Consider the following 15,760-nt stretch of genomic DNA (forward strand, 5'->3'; position numbering starts at 1 on the left):
CACGATGGAACTAAAAGGGATGATTTTCCCGCCCAAACTGGGACTGCCACCCAACTGGTCAGCCCTCTACCATTCCCGGTTGAACATCTCCTCAAAATTCCTCAGGTCATCCCTTGCGATTTCAAACATCTAAAACTAGAGTTATCGGTGACGCGAATCACGATGAGCTGATTCGAGCCCCCAAGCAGACTTTTCTTTCCTTTCAGCGATAGACGGGCGGCGCAACCGTCCAAAAGGAGTCCCCATGTCCATCAATGCCAAGAGTGCGGACCACTCTCCAATAGATGAAGACGCCGAGCAACTCGCCCGGCTGGGCTACACGTACGAAAAACAGTTCAAGCGGGAAATGTCGTTCTGGGGGAACGTCTCTCTCGGATTCACCTACCTCTCCCCAGTTGTAGGCGTCTACACCCTATTCGCCTCGTCCCTTGGCCTGGGCGGGCCACCCATGATCTGGTCATTCCTGATCGTCGGGGTTGGTCAATTCTTCGTCGCCCTGGTGTTCGGTGAAATCGTCTCGAACTACCCGGTCGCCGGAGGAATCTACCCCTGGGCGCGCCGCCTCTGGGGACGCAAATGGGGTTGGATGACGGGGTGGGTTTATCTCATTGCGTTGTTGACCACCATCGCGGGGGTCGCCTACGGAGCGGGAACCTTCCTTGACGCCCTGGTCGGGGCGGAAGCGAGCACGGCGTCCACAATCGTCTGCGCTATCGTCATGATTCTGCTCGCCACCGGCATCAATCTGGGCGGGACCAAACTGCTCAACAAAGTCGCGATGCTCGGACTCATAGCAGAGCTCAGCGGCGCACTAGTCGTGGGGATCTGGCTTCTGGTAGTCGCACGCCAGCACGACCTCAGCGTACTCTTCAACTCTTTCGGCGCCGGCGGCGGCAGTAACTATTTCATCGCTTTCGCAGCAGCGGCCCTGATCGGCATTTACCAGTACTACGGGTTCGAAGCCTGCGGCGACGTGGCCGAAGAAGTTCCCAACCCCGGAATCCGAATCCCCAAGGCCATGCGCATGACCATATACATCGGGGGCTTTGCCGCCACGTTTGTCTGCCTATCTCTGATTCTCGCCGTACCGGACTATGCCGCCGTCATCTCCGGGCAGGATACAGACCCGGTAGGCACCGTACTCTCAGGCGCGTTCGGTGCAGTGGGGTACCGTGTCGTCCTGGGCATAGTCCTCATTTCCTTCGTTTCCTGTGTAATGAGCCTCCAGGCGGCCGCGAGCCGTCTCAGTTACTCCATGGCGCGGGACCGCATGCTCCCGGCGAGCAAGCTCCTCGCCCACTTCCAGGAGAAACGCCACGTCCCCCCGTACTCTTTGCTCCTGGCGTGCGTGGTTCCGATTCTTGTCATCCTCGGATCAATCGTCTCCCCCGATGCCCTCGTGGTCATCGTGTCTTTCGCCGCCCTCGGAATCTACCTGGGCTTCCAGCTGGTCGTCCTCGCCGCCCTGCGGGCACGCCTCAAAGGCTGGAAGCCGTCAGGAGCGTTCCAGCTCGGCAAGTGGGGTGTGCCGGTGAACATCGCTGCCCTGACCTGGGGCGTACTGGGCATCACCAACATGGTCTGGCCCCGCACTCCCGACAGCCCCTGGTTCGTCAACTACCTCGTCCTGCTCTCCGCCGTGGCCGTCGTCGGCGTAGGCCTGATTTACCTATTCGCCAAAAAGCCCTACACCCACAGCGATGCCCCTGCAGCGGACGCCGTCCCGCCCAGCGGAAGCAACCGCTCCGTGGCAGAAAACGCCCAGTCCCACCACGTTGAAAACTACCTGTGAGAGAACGATCATGACTACACCCATTGCTGAAGCCCCGTACTTGGACATTCCGATCCCACCTTCGCCATGCAGTCCGAAGCACTTCGGAACGCCCGTGAACAAAGCTGGTACGCACGCACAAACTATGGAATCGCCGTCCTTCGCTATGAGGAAGTGACCAAGCTCCTCAAGGACCCGCGGCTGAAGCAGGGCAGCGCTCAGTGGCCCCAACACCACGGTGTCCACAGTGGCCTGTTTTACGACTGGTGGACCAAAAACCTCCTGGTCCTTGAGGGCGAAGACCACCACCGCATCCGTCGGCTGCTGAACCCTGCCTTCTCGCCCCGATTGCTTAAGTCACTGGTTCCCAGGTTCCAAGCCCTGGCCAACGAACTTGTCGACGCGTTCATCGACAAGGGGGAATGTGAATTCGTCAGCGACTTCGCCGAGCCCTACGCCACCCGCGTGCTGACCATCATGCTGGGAATCCCCGAATCCGAATGGCCGACCATCGCCCGCCTCGCCTCAACCATCGGCCTAGCCCTGGGAGTAACCCTCAAGCAGGATCTTCACAAGGTCGAAGAAGCCCTGGCCGAGTTGTACGAGTACGCCGAGGAACTCATCAAGGACCGCCAGGCCAACCCGGGGGAAGACTTTGTCAGCCGTCTGGTGCTTTCAAGCCGCGACGGCGACAGCCTCAGCGATGCCGAACTCCGGAACGCACTTGTACTGCTGATCTTCGGCGGCATGGACACCACCCGCAACCAGCTCGGACTCGCGATGCAGTCGTTCATGCGCAATCCGGATCAGTGGGAGCTTCTGGCAGACCGCCCCGAGCTTGGATCCAAGGCCGTTGAAGAAGTAATGCGGATCAACCCCACAGTTACGTGGGTAACCCGCGAGGCAGTTGGAGACTTCAGCTACGAAGGACTGGATATCACCAAGGGCACAACCGTCCACCTCTTCACGCAAAGCGCCGGCACCGATCCCAGGGCTTTTCCCGAACCAGAAATGAACCTCGTGGGCGAGCACGCACCGCACCACGGCTTCGGCGGCGGCGTCCACCACTGCCTCGGTCACTTTGTCGCACGATCAGATATGAGCGAAGCTCTCCCGCTCCTGGCGCGGCGACTCCGCAACCCCCAGATCAACGGCGCGGACGAATGGATGCCGGACTCCGGCAACACGGGCCCGATCCGGCTCCCCATCAGCTTCACCAAAGGCGAATAGCCGGACCCGCCCCCAATGGACTCACAAGAACAGGAATGACCATGAAAATCTTTGTTGACCGCCAGCTCTGCGAAAACCACGGCCAGTGCGCCATCGCAGCGCCCGATGTATTCCGGATGAACTCCGAAGGCATCCTTGAATACGAGGAGAACGTCACCGACTCGTTGCTCGCTGATGTTGAAGACGCCATGGACGCCTGCCCGGTCCAGGCCATCTTCATCCAAGACCAGCCATGACCCGCCGAATCGTCATCGTCGGCGGCTCAATGGGCGGACTCCGCGCTGCAGAACAACTCCGGGCCGCAGGCTGGACCGAAACCATCACGGTCATCGGCACTGAGACGCATCTGCCCTACAACCGGCCGCCCCTGTCCAAGGAGCTTCTGGAGAACCCAGGAACGACCGCTGAGGCCTTCGATTCGGTGAAGTTCCGCCACCGGTCTTCGGTCTCGGACGTCCAATGGCACCTGGGCACGGAGGTTATCGGCGCGAATCTGGCCAAAAACACCCTTACCCTGGACACCGGTGAGACTGTGGCTTACGACGGACTCGTCATCGCCACCGGACTGCGGCCTCGCCGGCTGCCATTGCCCGGACCGCTGCGGGGACGGCATGTCCTGCGCACCCTCGAAGATGCAGTTGAACTGCACCAGGAGCTCCGCCCGGGTACCAAGGTAGCCGTCATCGGCGCTGGTTTCATCGGCTGCGAAACAGCAGCCACCGCAACCAAGCTCGGTTGCACTGTCACCCTCATTGAGGGCACCAGCGGACCAATGCAACGGGCATTGGGTGAAGAGCTCAGCGCCGGTATCCGGGACTACCTCGTCCAGCAAGGCGTAACCTACCACGGGCATGCCGAGGTTGCAGGCATTCTCTCCACGCAGGCCGATACCGAAAGCGACTCCAGGTGCAACGGCATCACGCTTGCGGACGGCACCGAGATCAGGGCGGATGTCATCATCGAGTCAGTCGGCTCGATCCCTAACGTCGAGTGGCTTGAGGGCAATGATATTGACATCAGCAATGGCGTGCTCTGCGACGAACACCTGCGTGTTGTAGGAACAAAGAACGCCGTGGCGGTAGGCGATGTCGCCCGCTTCCCAGATCTGCGGAACGGCTCCGGCGCCCGACGAATCGAGCACTGGTCCATCCCGGGCGATACAGCGAAAATCGCAGCCAAGGCCCTTATTGCAGAGCTTAACAACACGGCCCTTCCAGAGCCGGCCATTCCCCTGCCCAGCTTCTGGAGCAACCAGTTTGACCTCAAGATCCAGGGTGTGGGCAGCCCCAACCTGGCAAACAGGATCGTGGAACTGGAAGGCTCCGCAAAGACCCCCCACGAGGGAGTCGTCATGGGCTACTACCAGCGCGAAGCTCTCGTAGCAGTAGTAAGCGTGGGCCTTCCGGCTGACAGGCAGCTGCATTACAGGCAGCTCGTGGACAAAGGGCATTCAAACCAGCCGCAGCAAGACACCCAGCTTCAAGCCATCTGACCCAAGGACCGAGATAACCATGACTACCCTTTCCGAACGCCCCGTCCTTGACATAGTCAGCGACCGCAATGCCTTCGCCGCTCACCGGGAAAAGAACCTCAGCGCCGCCGTCATCGAGGACATGCAGCGCAAAATCAATGAGGCGGGCGTTGAGTACATCTACTACATGCTCCCCACCATCGGCTCGCGCGTCATCGCGAAGATGGTGCCTGCGAACCACTTCAAACGCAACCTTGAAAAGGGCATCGCGTTCCACCGCACCGCGCTGGCTGATCTTCAGGCCGACCGGTTCGGCAACCTCATCGGTGGCGGTATCGAAGCGAAGGAATTTGTCGGGCTTCCCGACCCGGAAACGTTCGCACCCCTTCCATGGGACACCAGCGTCGCCCGCGTTTTCTGCAGCGCATACGAGCCGCCCCACCTCAACGAAGTCGGTGGCCGCCCGCTGGCAACGGATTCCCGCAGCCTGCTCAGGCGCGCTCACGCAGAGTTCACCGAACGCACGGGCATGGAAGTCCGCTCCGGCTGCGAACCGGAAATGACCTGGACCGGTCCGGGCATGGAAGTTATCAAAAAACCAGGCTCCAGCCCCGCCTACCAGGTGGAAAACCTCGAGCGCATGCGCGAGGTCTACAAGAAGCTTGTGACGTACTCAAAGGCCCTTGGACTCGACATGATCGAGGGTGACTACGAGGACGACGGCCAGCTTGAGCTGAACTGGATGTACGACCGTGTCGAACTGACAGCAGACCGCCTCGTTACCTACCGCCAGATCTGCAAGCAGGTTGCCCGTGAACTCGGCGTTCACGCCAGCTTCATGCCCAAGCCCTACACCGGATCCATGGGCAACGGCTGCCACCACAACATCAGCCTCTGGAAAGGCGACACCAACCTCCTGATCGACGAGGGTCGGGTTGAACTTCACCTCAGCGACATCGGCCGCTACGCGGTCGGCGGAATGCTCGAGCACGCCGCGGGATCCATGTCGATCATGGCCTCAACTGTTAACTCCTACAAGAGGTTCTGGGACGCCGGACAATTCGCGCCCAGCGCCGTGAACTGGGGCCTGGACAGCAGGGCCTGCATGGTTCGCATCTCCTCTAACGGGCGGATGGAGTACCGCCTGCCGGATGCGAGCGTCAACCCCTACCTTTCCCACACCCTGCTGATCGCTGCCATGGAAGACGGCATCAACAAACAGACCGATCCGGGCAAGCCCCTCGACGACCAGGTCCGTGGTTCGGCAGAACCTAAGTTCAAGCCCTTGCCGCTGACTCTGGGTGACGCCATCGATTCGCTCAGCGCCGACCCGTACATCCTGAATGCACTCCCCGAACAGCTCGGAGACATTTACACCGCACTCAAGAATGACGAGTGGGCCCGTTACTGCGGCGCCGTCACCGACTGGGACCGCGCCATGTATTGGGAGACCTTGCCGTGAGCGACCGACTGACACTGGCCTGCATCGACTCCGAGGCCCCTCCGCTGTTCAATGCCAGCCCTGATGGTGTGCGCCGAACCGGTTATGAGCCAGAGGCCGCAGCCCTTGTCGCCGGTGAGATCGGCCGTGAGGTGGACTGGCTTATCACGTCCTGGACCGAGATGATTCCTAAAGTCCAGGCCGGCGAAGCGGATGCTGTCTGGTGCGGACAGGGCATCACTGCAGAGCGGCAGGCCCAGGTTGATTTCACCATTCCGTATGCGATCTTCGATGAGACGGTGCTCGTCCGCAAGGATGACCCAGCACGGGGACCCGGGGACCTTGCCGGCTACCGAGTTGCTGCCATCGCCCACAGCACGAATATGGCCTTGGCTGAAACCTTTCCGGGCATCATTCCCGTCCCCTTCGGTGCCAGTGATGACGTCTTCGCGGACATGCTGGATGCCTTGCGCAAAGGAACTGTCGACGCTGTCGTGGACGATGACGTCGTCACCGTGCCGCTCGGAGCAGACCCGGACTTCGCGGTCGCCTTCACCGAACCGACTGGGAACCGATGGGGAGTTGGGGTAGCTAAGGGCAACTCCGAGCTGCTTCAGCAGTTGAACAATGCTCTGGAGACAGTCATCGCCGACGGACGGCTTGAAGCCATCTGGACGAAGTGGATGCCCGATCTGGCCTTCCCACTGAACCAACCTCAAAAGGAACGTCAATGACAACGCCGCAAACCAACGCTGCAGCAGCTGGTGGCACCCATCAGCCCAACGACCAGGCACGGCCGCTGATTGGCGTGCCGGGCATGTGGTCCGGCACGGTCCAAGGCCTGCGCTTTGACGGCATCGCAGTGGCCGTTGAAGTCCTGAGGTCGATTCTGCGCGCTGGCGGAGAGCCGGTAATTCTGTTCCCAAGCGAAGACCACAACGATCGCTCCCGCTACGCGTTGCTCGACGGTGTGGTCCTGCCCGGCGGCGCGGATGTGTCGCCGGAACTCTACGGAGAGGTGCCGGCTGACACCACTCGGGTAGCCCACTACCGAGGGCAGGACGCCGCCGAAATCGCAGTAATCCGGGACTGCATCGAACTGGAAATACCGACGCTCGCGATCTGCAGAGGCCTCCAACTGCTGAACATCGCATGCGAAGGGACCCTAACCCAGCACCTGGATGCGGAGGAGATCGACCATGTCAACAGTCTGCACACCGTGGACATTTCAGAAGGCTCCCGAACTGCGGCAGCAATTGGCACCCTCACGCCCAAGGTCTCGTCCTATCATCACCAGGGAGTGGCGAAACTGGGGCGCGGCCTGCGGATCGTCGGCCGCGCTGACGACGGGGTGATTGAGGCAATCGAGCACGACAGCGCCCCGATCATCGCCATCCAATGGCATCCGGAAGACAATGCGGCAACCCTGGCCTCCGATCAAGCACTGTTCGACTGGGTCGTGCGGGAAGCCCGCACCAGGAAACTGGGCAAGGCCGAACCACGTGCAGCAGAAAAGAAAGTAGACACTCTCTCATGACTAGCCGAGATGGCCGCGTCAGGACCTTGGCTCCCATTAAGCCAGCTGATGTTATCCTCGATGGATTTGCCGAGCTCCCGGGGAATGCGCCGATCATTGCGGTGGTAGTTTCCTTGAACTTCCCTGACATGACCGTCGAGGTATCCCAGCTCGTGAAGCGTTTCACCAGGACCGCTCTGGAGACCCTGCTCAAATCGGGTGCCAGGGCAGTCCTGGTGGACAGCAGCGCCACCAACCTGCCAGACCCCAGACACATTGCCGGTGCCAGTGGCGTGATCTTCCTCGGCGGTGGGGACGTTGATCCCACCCTGTATGGGGTCCGCGGTCCGGTGCCGAACCTCTACGGAGTGGAACGCCGCGCCGACGAATACTGCATGGGACTGATCGACGAGACGCTGGCCCGCGATGCACCCCTGCTGGCCATTTGCCGCGGTTCCCAACTCCTGAATCTCACCAGCGGGGGGACACTCATCCCTGATCTTGACCCTTACGAGCTGCACCGCGGCGGCAAGGGAGAAAGCATGTTCCTTGACGAACCGGTCACTATCCTGCCGGGAAGCCGCCTCCACAGCATTCTGGGCAGAGACCGCATCACTGTCCGCTCGGGTCACCACCAGGCCGTCGAACAGGTAGGTCCCCGTCTCCGGGTCGCCGCAGTGGCCGATGACGGCATCATCGAGGGAACTGAACATAGGGACAACACCTGGGTTGTGGGCGTCCAGTGGCACCCGGAGGACTCCGACGGAAACGCCGAGGACCGGGAGCTGCTCTTCAAAGCATTCGTCCAACAGGCCCGCAGCCATGCCGAAAAGATGCAGAATCAGGCAATGGCGCCCACAGGCGGTCCGGTGTGAGCGCTTACGAGGTCAGGTACAGGAAATGAAGATCCAGAGCCGGAATTCCCAGCGCGATCTTGCGTGCGCCGGGTGGGGCTTCCTTAACCCGGTCCCCCACCAGGAATCGGCCCGAGTTGCTCACAACGACCCGGTCCTGACCGTTCAGCAACGCGGCGTCCTCCGGCACCGTGCGCATGGCCGGAATGAAGACTCCTTCCAGGTCCCTGACCCTGATATCACTGCCCGTAACACCAACGAAGTCACCGTTGATGTACAGCGGCACCGTCAGGGTGAGAATGTACTCCCCCATGCCGAGGTAGTCGACGTAAGGACCTACCAGGGTGGGCTGGCCGGTACGGGCGGCGATCGTGAACCAGGGCTGCTGCTCGTAGTCGTAGAAGGCATCGGTATCAGGAATCAGGTCGAACTCGCGCTTGCTGATCCGGCCGGCGTCATCCCGGAGCCACCACTCAAGAACGCCCTGGGCCGTGTTGACACTGGCCACCGCGAAGATGGCGCCGGCGCCAACGGCGGCATGGTGTCCTTCCAGGAACGAACGCGATATTTCAGGAAGGTCAAGCAAGTCAGAATGATTAATCTTGGCGCGGTCGGCCATTCGCCGCGTCAGCGATTCGCTCATTTTATCGGAGGCGGATTCAAGGTCGCGGTAAAAGGATTCAAACCATTGGCTGATCTTGTTCGCGCACTCCCGTGCGATAGCGTCATTGTTCATAATTGGTCCCTGTCATGCGTCGCGTATGTCAGCGTTAGTTTGACGTCAATCAGATGATAAATATTCGCACGGATGTGCTCGAGCGCAATTTTTTGGGCAAGCTCCCGGTCATCCCGGCGCAGGGCCGCAACGATGGCGAGGTGGTCCTCAGCCGCGCGGACCTGATCGAATTCCCTGGTGAGAGGCGCCCACAGCAGTTCGCCCACTTCTCCCTGAAGGCGGACCTCGGACGTCATGAGCCGTTCGGACTGAGCTACCACCGCGATGCCGATATGAAACCTGCTGTCAGCACGCGTACGGGCGCCAGGGGAATCGGCGCGCTCCAGTGCATGAGCCAGAGACTCAAGCATGTCCAGGTCCGTAGGGTCCGCCCGATCGGCCGCCATGCGGATCGCGCCGGCGGCGATGGTTGCGTGTTCGTCACCCAGGTCCCGCAGCTCAGCCATGGACAGGGACGTGATGCGTTTGCGCAGCAGGTCCAAGGAGGGACTAGGCGCTCCGACGACGAACGTGCCCCCGAAACGACCCCTCCGCGTCTCAACAACATTAAGATCCCTCAGCGTGGCCAAAGCCTCTCTGAGCGTGGCAACTGCGACACCGAACATTTCGGCGAGCTCAAGCTCGGCCGGAAGCTGGTCACCGGGACGGATGAGGCCAAGCGACACTGCGGTGTTGATGCGCTGCACGATGGCATCGGCCCTGTCCAACTCGGGAAGGGCGCGGTAAATCTGTGCACTGAAGTCCGCCAGCTCTGCCATGCGCGTGTCAGCCTCCTTCATCAACCAAACCGTTTTCTATTCTATGCGATTCTATATTCCCACCCGGGCGGCACAACAGACATACCGAGCGTGTTGGATATTGATCGCTTATATTTTCTCGGACTTATCCTGTTCGAGATCTCTCAACTTCACCGCCCGTCAAATACAATCGATTGGTAAAGGCAAATAAATGACTGCTTATAAAACCGTTAACCCCGCTACTGGCGAGACACTCCGGGTATTTCCGGAAGCCACTTCAGCAGAAATCAGTGACGCAATCGCTCGCGCTCATGAAGAATTCCTTAAGTGGCGGGAGACGCCGGTAGCAAGCCGCGCAAAGATCATTGCCAGGGTCGCCGAGCTTTATCGCGAACGCAATGACGAACTAGCACGCATCATCAGCCTCGAGATGGGTAAACCGCTCGCCCAGGCCCGCGGTGAAGTTTCATTCGTTGCAGACATCTTCGACTACTACGCGGCCGAAGGACCTGGCTTCTTGCAGGATGAACACCTGAGTGTAAAAGGCGGTGGTGAGGCCATCGTCAGGTCGACCCCGGTCGGTGTGCTCCTGGGAATTATGCCTTGGAACTACCCGTACTACCAGGTTGCCCGCTTCGCGGCCCCCAACTTGATGCTGGGCAATACAATCCTCCTTAAGCACTCGGCCAACTGCCCGCAGTCCTCACTGGCCATGGAGAAAATCTTCCATGACGCAGGCCTTCCCGAAGCTGCGTACATTAACGTGTTTGCGCGGCGCGAGCAGGTGGCACAGGTTATCGCCGACCCGCGGGTTCAGGGTATCTCCTTGACCGGTAGTGAGGGTGCCGGCGCAGCAGTCGCCGAGGTGGCCGGCCGCAACCTCAAGAAATATGTTCTCGAACTTGGCGGCAGTGACCCGTTCATTGTGCTCGACACCGAGGACATGGATGCAACGGTGAAAGCTGCGGTCAGCGGCCGCATGAGTAATGCCGGCCAAGCCTGCACAGCCGCAAAGCGTTTCATTGTGGTAGCTGATCTTTACGACGAGTTTGTTCAGAAATTCACTGATGAAATGTCCCGGATCCAGCCTGGCGATCCGCTGTCCCCGGACACGAAATTCGGACCGATGTCTACTCAGGCAGCAGCCGATGACTTGATCGAGCAGATCCAAGATGCCGTGGACAAGGGAGCCACGTTGAAAACTGGAGGCAAGCACCTGCCAGGGCCCGGTGCCTTCGTCGAGCCCACAGTCCTGGCGGATGTAACCCCGGACATGCGAGCCTTCTCAGAAGAACTTTTTGGGCCTGCCGCCGTTGTGTATAAGGTCGCTGACGTGGACGAAGCCGTCGAGCTGGCCAATAATTCCCCCTATGGTTTGGGTGGCGCGGTGTTCAGCAAGGATGTGGAAAAGGCCAAGGCCGTTGCTGATCGTCTCGAGACTGGAATGGTGTTCATCAACGGAAACACCGATTCCCAGGCCGACCTTCCATTCGGCGGAGTCAAGAGGTCCGGAGTCGGCCGTGAACTCGCGCGTTACGGTATGAACGAGTTCGTGAACAAGAAGCTGATTCGCACCCCTTGATGACCTGCGCCCAGATAGAGGCCGGGGATTCAGTAAAGCCCTAACGCCGACAGGGACATCGGTCAGCAGCGGCGGAAGCCTATGGATAACGGGTTCCCGCTGCTGCCAAGCTTGCTGCCCCGCAACTATTCGAAGCGACACCATGTAAGCATCAACCCGATCATCTGCAGTCCCAGCAACTAGCAGGCTTTCCCGAGGACAACCGACAGACGACCGGCCGTTGACCTTAGTGCGCACCCGCGGCTCCTGGGGAGATGTACCCATCTGGGCTGTCACTGAAGTATTGAGCTTCGGAAATCTGCCATTCCTCTATGACCTCATGCAGACCCGGACGCGCGCTCGGTCGCCAGCATGTTTGGATTCGCCCACCCCAGCCGCTTCGGTGGCGTGCTGCGTATGATGGTGGACTTTCGAAAACACATGCGCCCACGGCTCACGTGTTTTCAACCGCGCGTTCAAAGGCGCTCTCACTTCGCGAACATGACGCAGCCAGCGATCTCCTAGCCCACTTGCTCGAACCCGACTTCACATTCTCGGCAGTCAAAGTACGGGAGCGGAAGTATCTGCGGAAACTCCCGCCCGAGACGATGCTTCTTGGATCAGGTCTTGTTCGTTCCCCAAGCCGGTGCATGACAATTCGGCACTCTGTGGCAGACGGGACGTGGGCTCATTGGCCTCGCTTTGCCGACAATGGCTCTGACCCGTGGTGCTCCAACCGGCAACACCAGAAGGACCAAACGCCTGTCGTGTTGTGAGGGAGGCTTGGAGTGACGCGGGCCCGAAGCTGCGCGCCAACCTGGTTAGCGCGCCGCAACTTGGCCTACACACGTCTGGTTTGGCAGACGCCTCTCGCGAACTGAACGAAGCCGTCGACCTTGCCACACCGGCGTCGCCCCGCGAAGTTCATACGAGGTTGCCGCTAGTGACAAAGTCACTGAGCCGTCCCTGGATCAGCGCCTCGGCCTCCCCCATGATCCGATCGATCAGGTCTTGAACGCTGGGGATGTCGTCGATCAGACCGGCGATCAGACCACACGACCATGCGCCCGCATCCATTTCACCGTCGCGCATGACCTTCGGATATACGCCCGCTACCTCGGGCGCGATATCTTCAAAGACGATGTCCGCCCCGAGTTTGCGTTCCTTCTCCAGCAGGCGCTCCACGGCGGCGTTTGTTATGACTCGTTCGGTGTTGCCCAGCGGGCGCATAACCAGCCGAGTATCGAGCTCACTCGCACGCACGATCGCCTGTTTAACGTTGTCATGCACTGGCGCTTCCTTGGTGGCGATGAAGCGAGTGCCCATGTTGATGCCCGACGCGCCTAGTGCGAGCGCGGCGACCATTTGCTCGGCGGTGCCGAAGCCGCCCGAGGCGACGAACGGGATCTCTAAGTTCCGCGCCGCCAGGGGTAGCAGGATCATGTTCGGGATGTCGTCCTCGCCCGGGTGTCCAGCGCACTCAAACCCATCGATGCTGAGCGCGTCAACGCCGATTTTCTGAGCACTCAGCGCATGGCGCACCGAGGTGCACTTATGGATGACCTTGATGCCGGCTTCTTTCAGGTACGGCAGCACCTCTTTCGGGTTGTTCCCAGCCGTTTCGACGACCTTCACTCCACCGCGGATGATTGCCTGAGCGTAGCCGGCGTAGTCGGGCGCGTTCACTATCGGAAGGAACGTGAGGTTCACGCCAAAAGGCCGGTCGGTCATCTCGTGGCACCGTGCGATCTCGCGAGCCAGGTCATCAGGGGTGCGCTGGGTGAGGCCGGTAATTATCCCGAGCCCTCCTGCATTCGAGACGGCCGCAGCCATTTCGGCGAATCCGACCCAGTGCATGCCACCCTGAATGATTGGGTGTTCAATCCCGAACATCTCGGTAATTGCGGTTTTCATAAAGCTTCCTTTCCAGTGGTTCCTCGTTTAGAAGTGTGAAAAGTCGGGGGCGCGCTTCTCTAAGAAAGCTGCGAGCGCCTCCCCGACTTCTGCCGACGCTAGGCGCTCGTCAAAATGTGCGCCTTCAAGCTGCATGCGGTGAGCAATGGCGTCGGCAGTTGCCTGCTTGAGCAGGAGCTTTGTCAGGCGCACCGCCGCCGGGGGCTTGGCAGCCAGCTTCATTGCCGCCGCCATCGCGATTTCGAACACATCAGCTTCGTCCGCGACCACGTCGGTGATAATGCCGTAGACCTGTGCCTTCCGGGCCGAAAAGGGCTCACCGAGAAGAAGCAACTCGGCCGCGCGCTGATGGCCCAACGCCGCGGGCAGCAACAGCGTCGACGCCGCCTCCGGTACCAGGGCGAGGTTGACAAACGGAAGCTGCAGGCGAGCTGTGCTCTTGGCGTAGATCAGATCGCAGTGGAGAAGCATCGTGGTCCCGATGCCGACGGCCGGTCCAGTTACTGCCGCGACAATCGGCTTGGAAGCTGTGCTGAGCAATCGCAGGAATCTCCAAACCGGACGCTCCTCACCAGCGCCGCTGGGTGGCGTGTTTCGGAAATCAGATAGATCGTTGCCGCCGCTGAACACATCCTCGTGGCCCCGCAGAAAGACCGCCCGAACCGCAGGATCGTTCTGTGCAACCTCCAGCGCATCGGCGAGAAGAGAGTACATCTCGATGGTAAGAGCGTTCTTCTTGCTCGGTCGATCGATCCGGACGGTCATGACGCCTTCGGTGAACGCGGTGAGGATTTCGTTGCTCATCTCGTGGGCCTCCCCGGTAGTAGTGTGTAAATCACGCCGCATTTAGGCAGCGGCTAAACAGAGGCAGCGATGGCTCGCAAGAACTCGACGTTCTCAAGGTCTCGATTGGTGCTCTCGCCGGTCGACGTCCCATATTGTCGGTTCGCCGAGAGCTTGACGATAGTCACCGCCTTCGACGGGTTCACGTAGATGAGCTGGTTGAGCACGCCTATCGCACAGTAGTCGCCTTGGCCCCCGGCTGGTATCCACCACTGATATCCGTACCCCAGTTCGAACTCGTGATCACCAACGATCGGACGTCCAGGCGTGCGGACGGGAGAATTGATGCTTGTCGAAGCCTCGATCCACTTGGTCGAAAGGATGCGTCGACCGTCTGGCCCGATGCCATTGTTGCGGTAAAGTTCCCCAAACTTGGCATAGTCCCGGGCGATGAGGTTGAGCCCCGCGTAGACCATCTCGGTCCCGCGCATGTCGGTGACCCAGTAGCTCGGCGACTCGAAGCCGAGTGGTTCAATCAATTTCTCAGTCATATAATCGGACACCGTCCGCCCAGTTGCTCGCGCGATTAGGGCGCCAAGCACTTGGGTATCCCCGGAGTTGTAGCGGCAAATTGTGTCAGGATGGGACTCCTTGACCATACGCGCCACGAATCCGTTGAGTCCCCCTCGCGAACCCAGCATCGCCGCGGTCACTTGGTGAATGTCCGACTTGGGATCGTTGTAGTCCTCGTTCCACCGGGCACCCGAGGACATGTGCAGCACGTTTTGGATGGAAACACCGTCATAGGCCGATCCAGGATCGACTGGGACGTAGTCGCTTATAGGTTCGTCGATGCTCCGGATGTGGCCCTCGTCGACTGCAATGCCCACCAGCGCCGAGACGACGCTCTTGGCAACGGACATCGAGAGCCAATTGACCCGGGGCCCGCCCGTGAGCAGGTAGCGCTCGTAACGCACGACCCCGTCGACGAGCACGAGAAGCGCCGACGTGTCCGTATCGACGAGGAAGTCCTCAGTCGACCGAACCGATCCAGCAAAACTGTAGGACCTTGGAATGTCGATTCCCGGACCCACGTGAAGTGGATGCGGTATCTTCGACGCCGGCATCCGGCTGACGGGCGCCAACTCGTCTAGGCGCATCAGGTGGCCATGTTGTTGAGCACCGGTGAATAAGCCGATGTCGGCGAACGACGCCGGCTTCCGCATGAAAATTTTCCGGATGATGTAGCGTGCCATGAAGGACCCGACAGTTGTCTTTCGGCGTTGAATCATGATGCTCCTCTTCGGGAGCCGGGTAGGTCTCCCGGGTATGGTGTGGGCATTCATGTGGAAGACATTTAGGGGTACCACATGGTTCATGTACCATACGGTACGCCAAGGTAGAACGGCAAGAGTCTGTTTTTCGAGCAGCTCCAGCAGGGATGCTGATGGCTGATTACACGCGAATTGACGGGCGCACCCTGCGCTACCAGCACCGTCCCGACACTGCTGCTCGCCCAATTCCGGGGCTTGCAGCTCGATCCGCTCCTAACCGGTGATCGCGGTCGGGTCGACGCTGCCCTGAATGCGCTACTTCGAGTGCTCGATCCGGCAACCTGACAGTCAACGCACGCTTAACCGTGATCGCTGCTCGAATTTGTGCCTGAGTCGACCGGCGGCCACGACTCTGACCTTGCGCAGCCCCAGTACTTCAGCAACAACCTAGACTCCCGGCGCCACGCCCACT

At 60.2% G+C, this 15,760-nt stretch carries 14 protein-coding genes; 9 read left to right on the plus strand and 5 right to left on the minus strand.

Features of this window, described 5'->3' with window-relative positions; all coding sequences use genetic code 11:
* Positions 1-244 precede the first annotated feature (244 nt).
* The 8 genes from AB4Z38_RS18235 (at position 245) to AB4Z38_RS18270 (ending at position 8,304) form a co-directional block, all read left to right on the plus strand.
* The gene (locus AB4Z38_RS18235; RefSeq protein WP_441431006.1) at positions 245-1,792 is read left to right on the plus strand and encodes an APC family permease; all 1,548 of its coding nucleotides are present in this window, start codon (positions 245-247) and stop codon (positions 1,790-1,792) included.
* 66 nt (positions 1,793-1,858) lie between these two features.
* On the plus strand, positions 1,859-3,001 hold the full coding sequence (locus AB4Z38_RS18240; protein WP_441431007.1) for a cytochrome P450: 1,143 nt from the start codon (positions 1,859-1,861) through the stop codon (positions 2,999-3,001).
* 41 nt (positions 3,002-3,042) lie between these two features.
* Positions 3,043-3,237, plus strand: coding sequence for a ferredoxin (locus AB4Z38_RS18245; RefSeq protein WP_441431008.1), 195 nt, complete (start codon positions 3,043-3,045; stop codon positions 3,235-3,237).
* Positions 3,234-4,493 carry an NAD(P)/FAD-dependent oxidoreductase gene (locus AB4Z38_RS18250; protein ID WP_441431009.1) on the plus strand — a complete coding sequence of 420 codons (1,260 nt, stop codon included), beginning with the start codon at positions 3,234-3,236 and terminating at the stop codon, positions 4,491-4,493. Before AB4Z38_RS18245 ends, AB4Z38_RS18250 begins: the two co-directional genes overlap by 4 nt.
* Positions 4,494-4,512: 19 nt before the next feature.
* A complete protein-coding gene (locus AB4Z38_RS18255) occupies positions 4,513-5,934 on the plus strand; it encodes a glutamine synthetase family protein (protein ID WP_441431010.1) in 1,422 nt (473 codons plus the stop codon).
* Positions 5,931-6,647: a substrate-binding periplasmic protein gene (locus tag AB4Z38_RS18260; protein WP_441431011.1), complete on the plus strand. Its 717-nt coding sequence runs from the start codon at positions 5,931-5,933 to the stop codon at positions 6,645-6,647. The genes AB4Z38_RS18255 and AB4Z38_RS18260 overlap by 4 nt, the downstream gene beginning before the upstream one ends.
* Positions 6,644-7,450 carry a gamma-glutamyl-gamma-aminobutyrate hydrolase family protein gene (locus AB4Z38_RS18265; RefSeq protein ID WP_441431012.1) on the plus strand — a complete coding sequence of 269 codons (807 nt, stop codon included), beginning with the start codon at positions 6,644-6,646 and terminating at the stop codon, positions 7,448-7,450. Before AB4Z38_RS18260 ends, AB4Z38_RS18265 begins: the two co-directional genes overlap by 4 nt.
* On the plus strand, positions 7,447-8,304 hold the full coding sequence (locus AB4Z38_RS18270) for a gamma-glutamyl-gamma-aminobutyrate hydrolase family protein (RefSeq protein WP_441431013.1): 858 nt from the start codon (positions 7,447-7,449) through the stop codon (positions 8,302-8,304). Before AB4Z38_RS18265 ends, AB4Z38_RS18270 begins: the two co-directional genes overlap by 4 nt.
* A gap of 4 nt (positions 8,305-8,308) precedes the next feature.
* Here AB4Z38_RS18270 and AB4Z38_RS18275 read toward each other — a convergent pair whose 3' ends face one another.
* Together AB4Z38_RS18275 and AB4Z38_RS18280 are read right to left on the minus strand one after the other, a co-directional pair.
* Positions 8,309-9,019, minus strand: a complete 711-nt coding sequence (locus tag AB4Z38_RS18275) for a cache domain-containing protein (protein WP_441431014.1) — start codon at positions 9,017-9,019, stop codon at positions 8,309-8,311.
* Positions 9,016-9,798 (minus strand): FadR/GntR family transcriptional regulator, encoded by a 783-nt coding sequence (locus AB4Z38_RS18280; protein WP_441431015.1) that lies wholly within the window; start codon positions 9,796-9,798, stop codon positions 9,016-9,018. Before AB4Z38_RS18280 ends, AB4Z38_RS18275 begins: the two co-directional genes overlap by 4 nt.
* A 169-nt stretch (positions 9,799-9,967) precedes the next feature.
* Here AB4Z38_RS18280 and AB4Z38_RS18285 point away from each other — a divergent pair, with 169 nt between their 5' ends.
* Positions 9,968-11,338 carry an NAD-dependent succinate-semialdehyde dehydrogenase gene (locus AB4Z38_RS18285; RefSeq protein ID WP_441431016.1) on the plus strand — a complete coding sequence of 457 codons (1,371 nt, stop codon included), beginning with the start codon at positions 9,968-9,970 and terminating at the stop codon, positions 11,336-11,338.
* A 903-nt stretch (positions 11,339-12,241) separates the two neighbouring features.
* On the opposite strand, the gene AB4Z38_RS18290 is transcribed toward AB4Z38_RS18285, so the two are convergent.
* From AB4Z38_RS18290 to AB4Z38_RS18300, 3 genes are read right to left on the minus strand one after another with little or no spacing between them, the layout of a single operon-like run.
* A complete protein-coding gene (locus AB4Z38_RS18290; protein ID WP_441431017.1) occupies positions 12,242-13,231 on the minus strand; it encodes an NAD(P)H-dependent flavin oxidoreductase in 990 nt (329 codons plus the stop codon).
* A gap of 27 nt (positions 13,232-13,258) precedes the next feature.
* Positions 13,259-14,035, minus strand: a complete 777-nt coding sequence (locus AB4Z38_RS18295) for an enoyl-CoA hydratase (RefSeq protein ID WP_441431018.1) — start codon at positions 14,033-14,035, stop codon at positions 13,259-13,261.
* Positions 14,036-14,088: 53 nt separating this feature from the next.
* The gene (locus AB4Z38_RS18300; protein ID WP_441431019.1) at positions 14,089-15,306 is read right to left on the minus strand and encodes a serine hydrolase domain-containing protein; all 1,218 of its coding nucleotides are present in this window, start codon (positions 15,304-15,306) and stop codon (positions 14,089-14,091) included.
* Positions 15,307-15,760: the final 454 nt, after the last annotated feature.

This window comes from Arthrobacter sp. 2RAF6 (assembly GCF_052115205.1).
Taxonomy (GTDB): domain Bacteria; phylum Actinomycetota; class Actinomycetes; order Actinomycetales; family Micrococcaceae; genus Arthrobacter.

Bases quoted from the DNA above. Each gene is read 5' to 3' on its own strand.
- AB4Z38_RS18235 (WP_441431006.1), top strand. From the start codon at position 245: ATGTCCATCAATGCCAAGAGTGCGGACCACTCTCCAATAGATGAAGAC.
- AB4Z38_RS18240 (WP_441431007.1), top strand. From the start codon at position 1,859: ATGCAGTCCGAAGCACTTCGGAACGCCCGTGAACAAAGCTGGTACGCA.
- AB4Z38_RS18245 (WP_441431008.1), top strand. From the start codon at position 3,043: ATGAAAATCTTTGTTGACCGCCAGCTCTGCGAAAACCACGGCCAGTGC.
- AB4Z38_RS18250 (WP_441431009.1), top strand. From the start codon at position 3,234: ATGACCCGCCGAATCGTCATCGTCGGCGGCTCAATGGGCGGACTCCGC.
- AB4Z38_RS18255 (WP_441431010.1), top strand. From the start codon at position 4,513: ATGACTACCCTTTCCGAACGCCCCGTCCTTGACATAGTCAGCGACCGC.
- AB4Z38_RS18265 (WP_441431012.1), top strand. From the start codon at position 6,644: ATGACAACGCCGCAAACCAACGCTGCAGCAGCTGGTGGCACCCATCAG.
- AB4Z38_RS18270 (WP_441431013.1), top strand. From the start codon at position 7,447: ATGACTAGCCGAGATGGCCGCGTCAGGACCTTGGCTCCCATTAAGCCA.
- AB4Z38_RS18275 (WP_441431014.1), bottom strand. From the start codon at position 9,019: ATGAACAATGACGCTATCGCACGGGAGTGCGCGAACAAGATCAGCCAA.
- AB4Z38_RS18280 (WP_441431015.1), bottom strand. From the start codon at position 9,798: ATGAAGGAGGCTGACACGCGCATGGCAGAGCTGGCGGACTTCAGTGCA.
- AB4Z38_RS18285 (WP_441431016.1), top strand. From the start codon at position 9,968: ATGACTGCTTATAAAACCGTTAACCCCGCTACTGGCGAGACACTCCGG.
- AB4Z38_RS18290 (WP_441431017.1), bottom strand. From the start codon at position 13,231: ATGAAAACCGCAATTACCGAGATGTTCGGGATTGAACACCCAATCATT.
- AB4Z38_RS18295 (WP_441431018.1), bottom strand. From the start codon at position 14,035: ATGAGCAACGAAATCCTCACCGCGTTCACCGAAGGCGTCATGACCGTC.
- AB4Z38_RS18300 (WP_441431019.1), bottom strand. From the start codon at position 15,306: ATGATTCAACGCCGAAAGACAACTGTCGGGTCCTTCATGGCACGCTAC.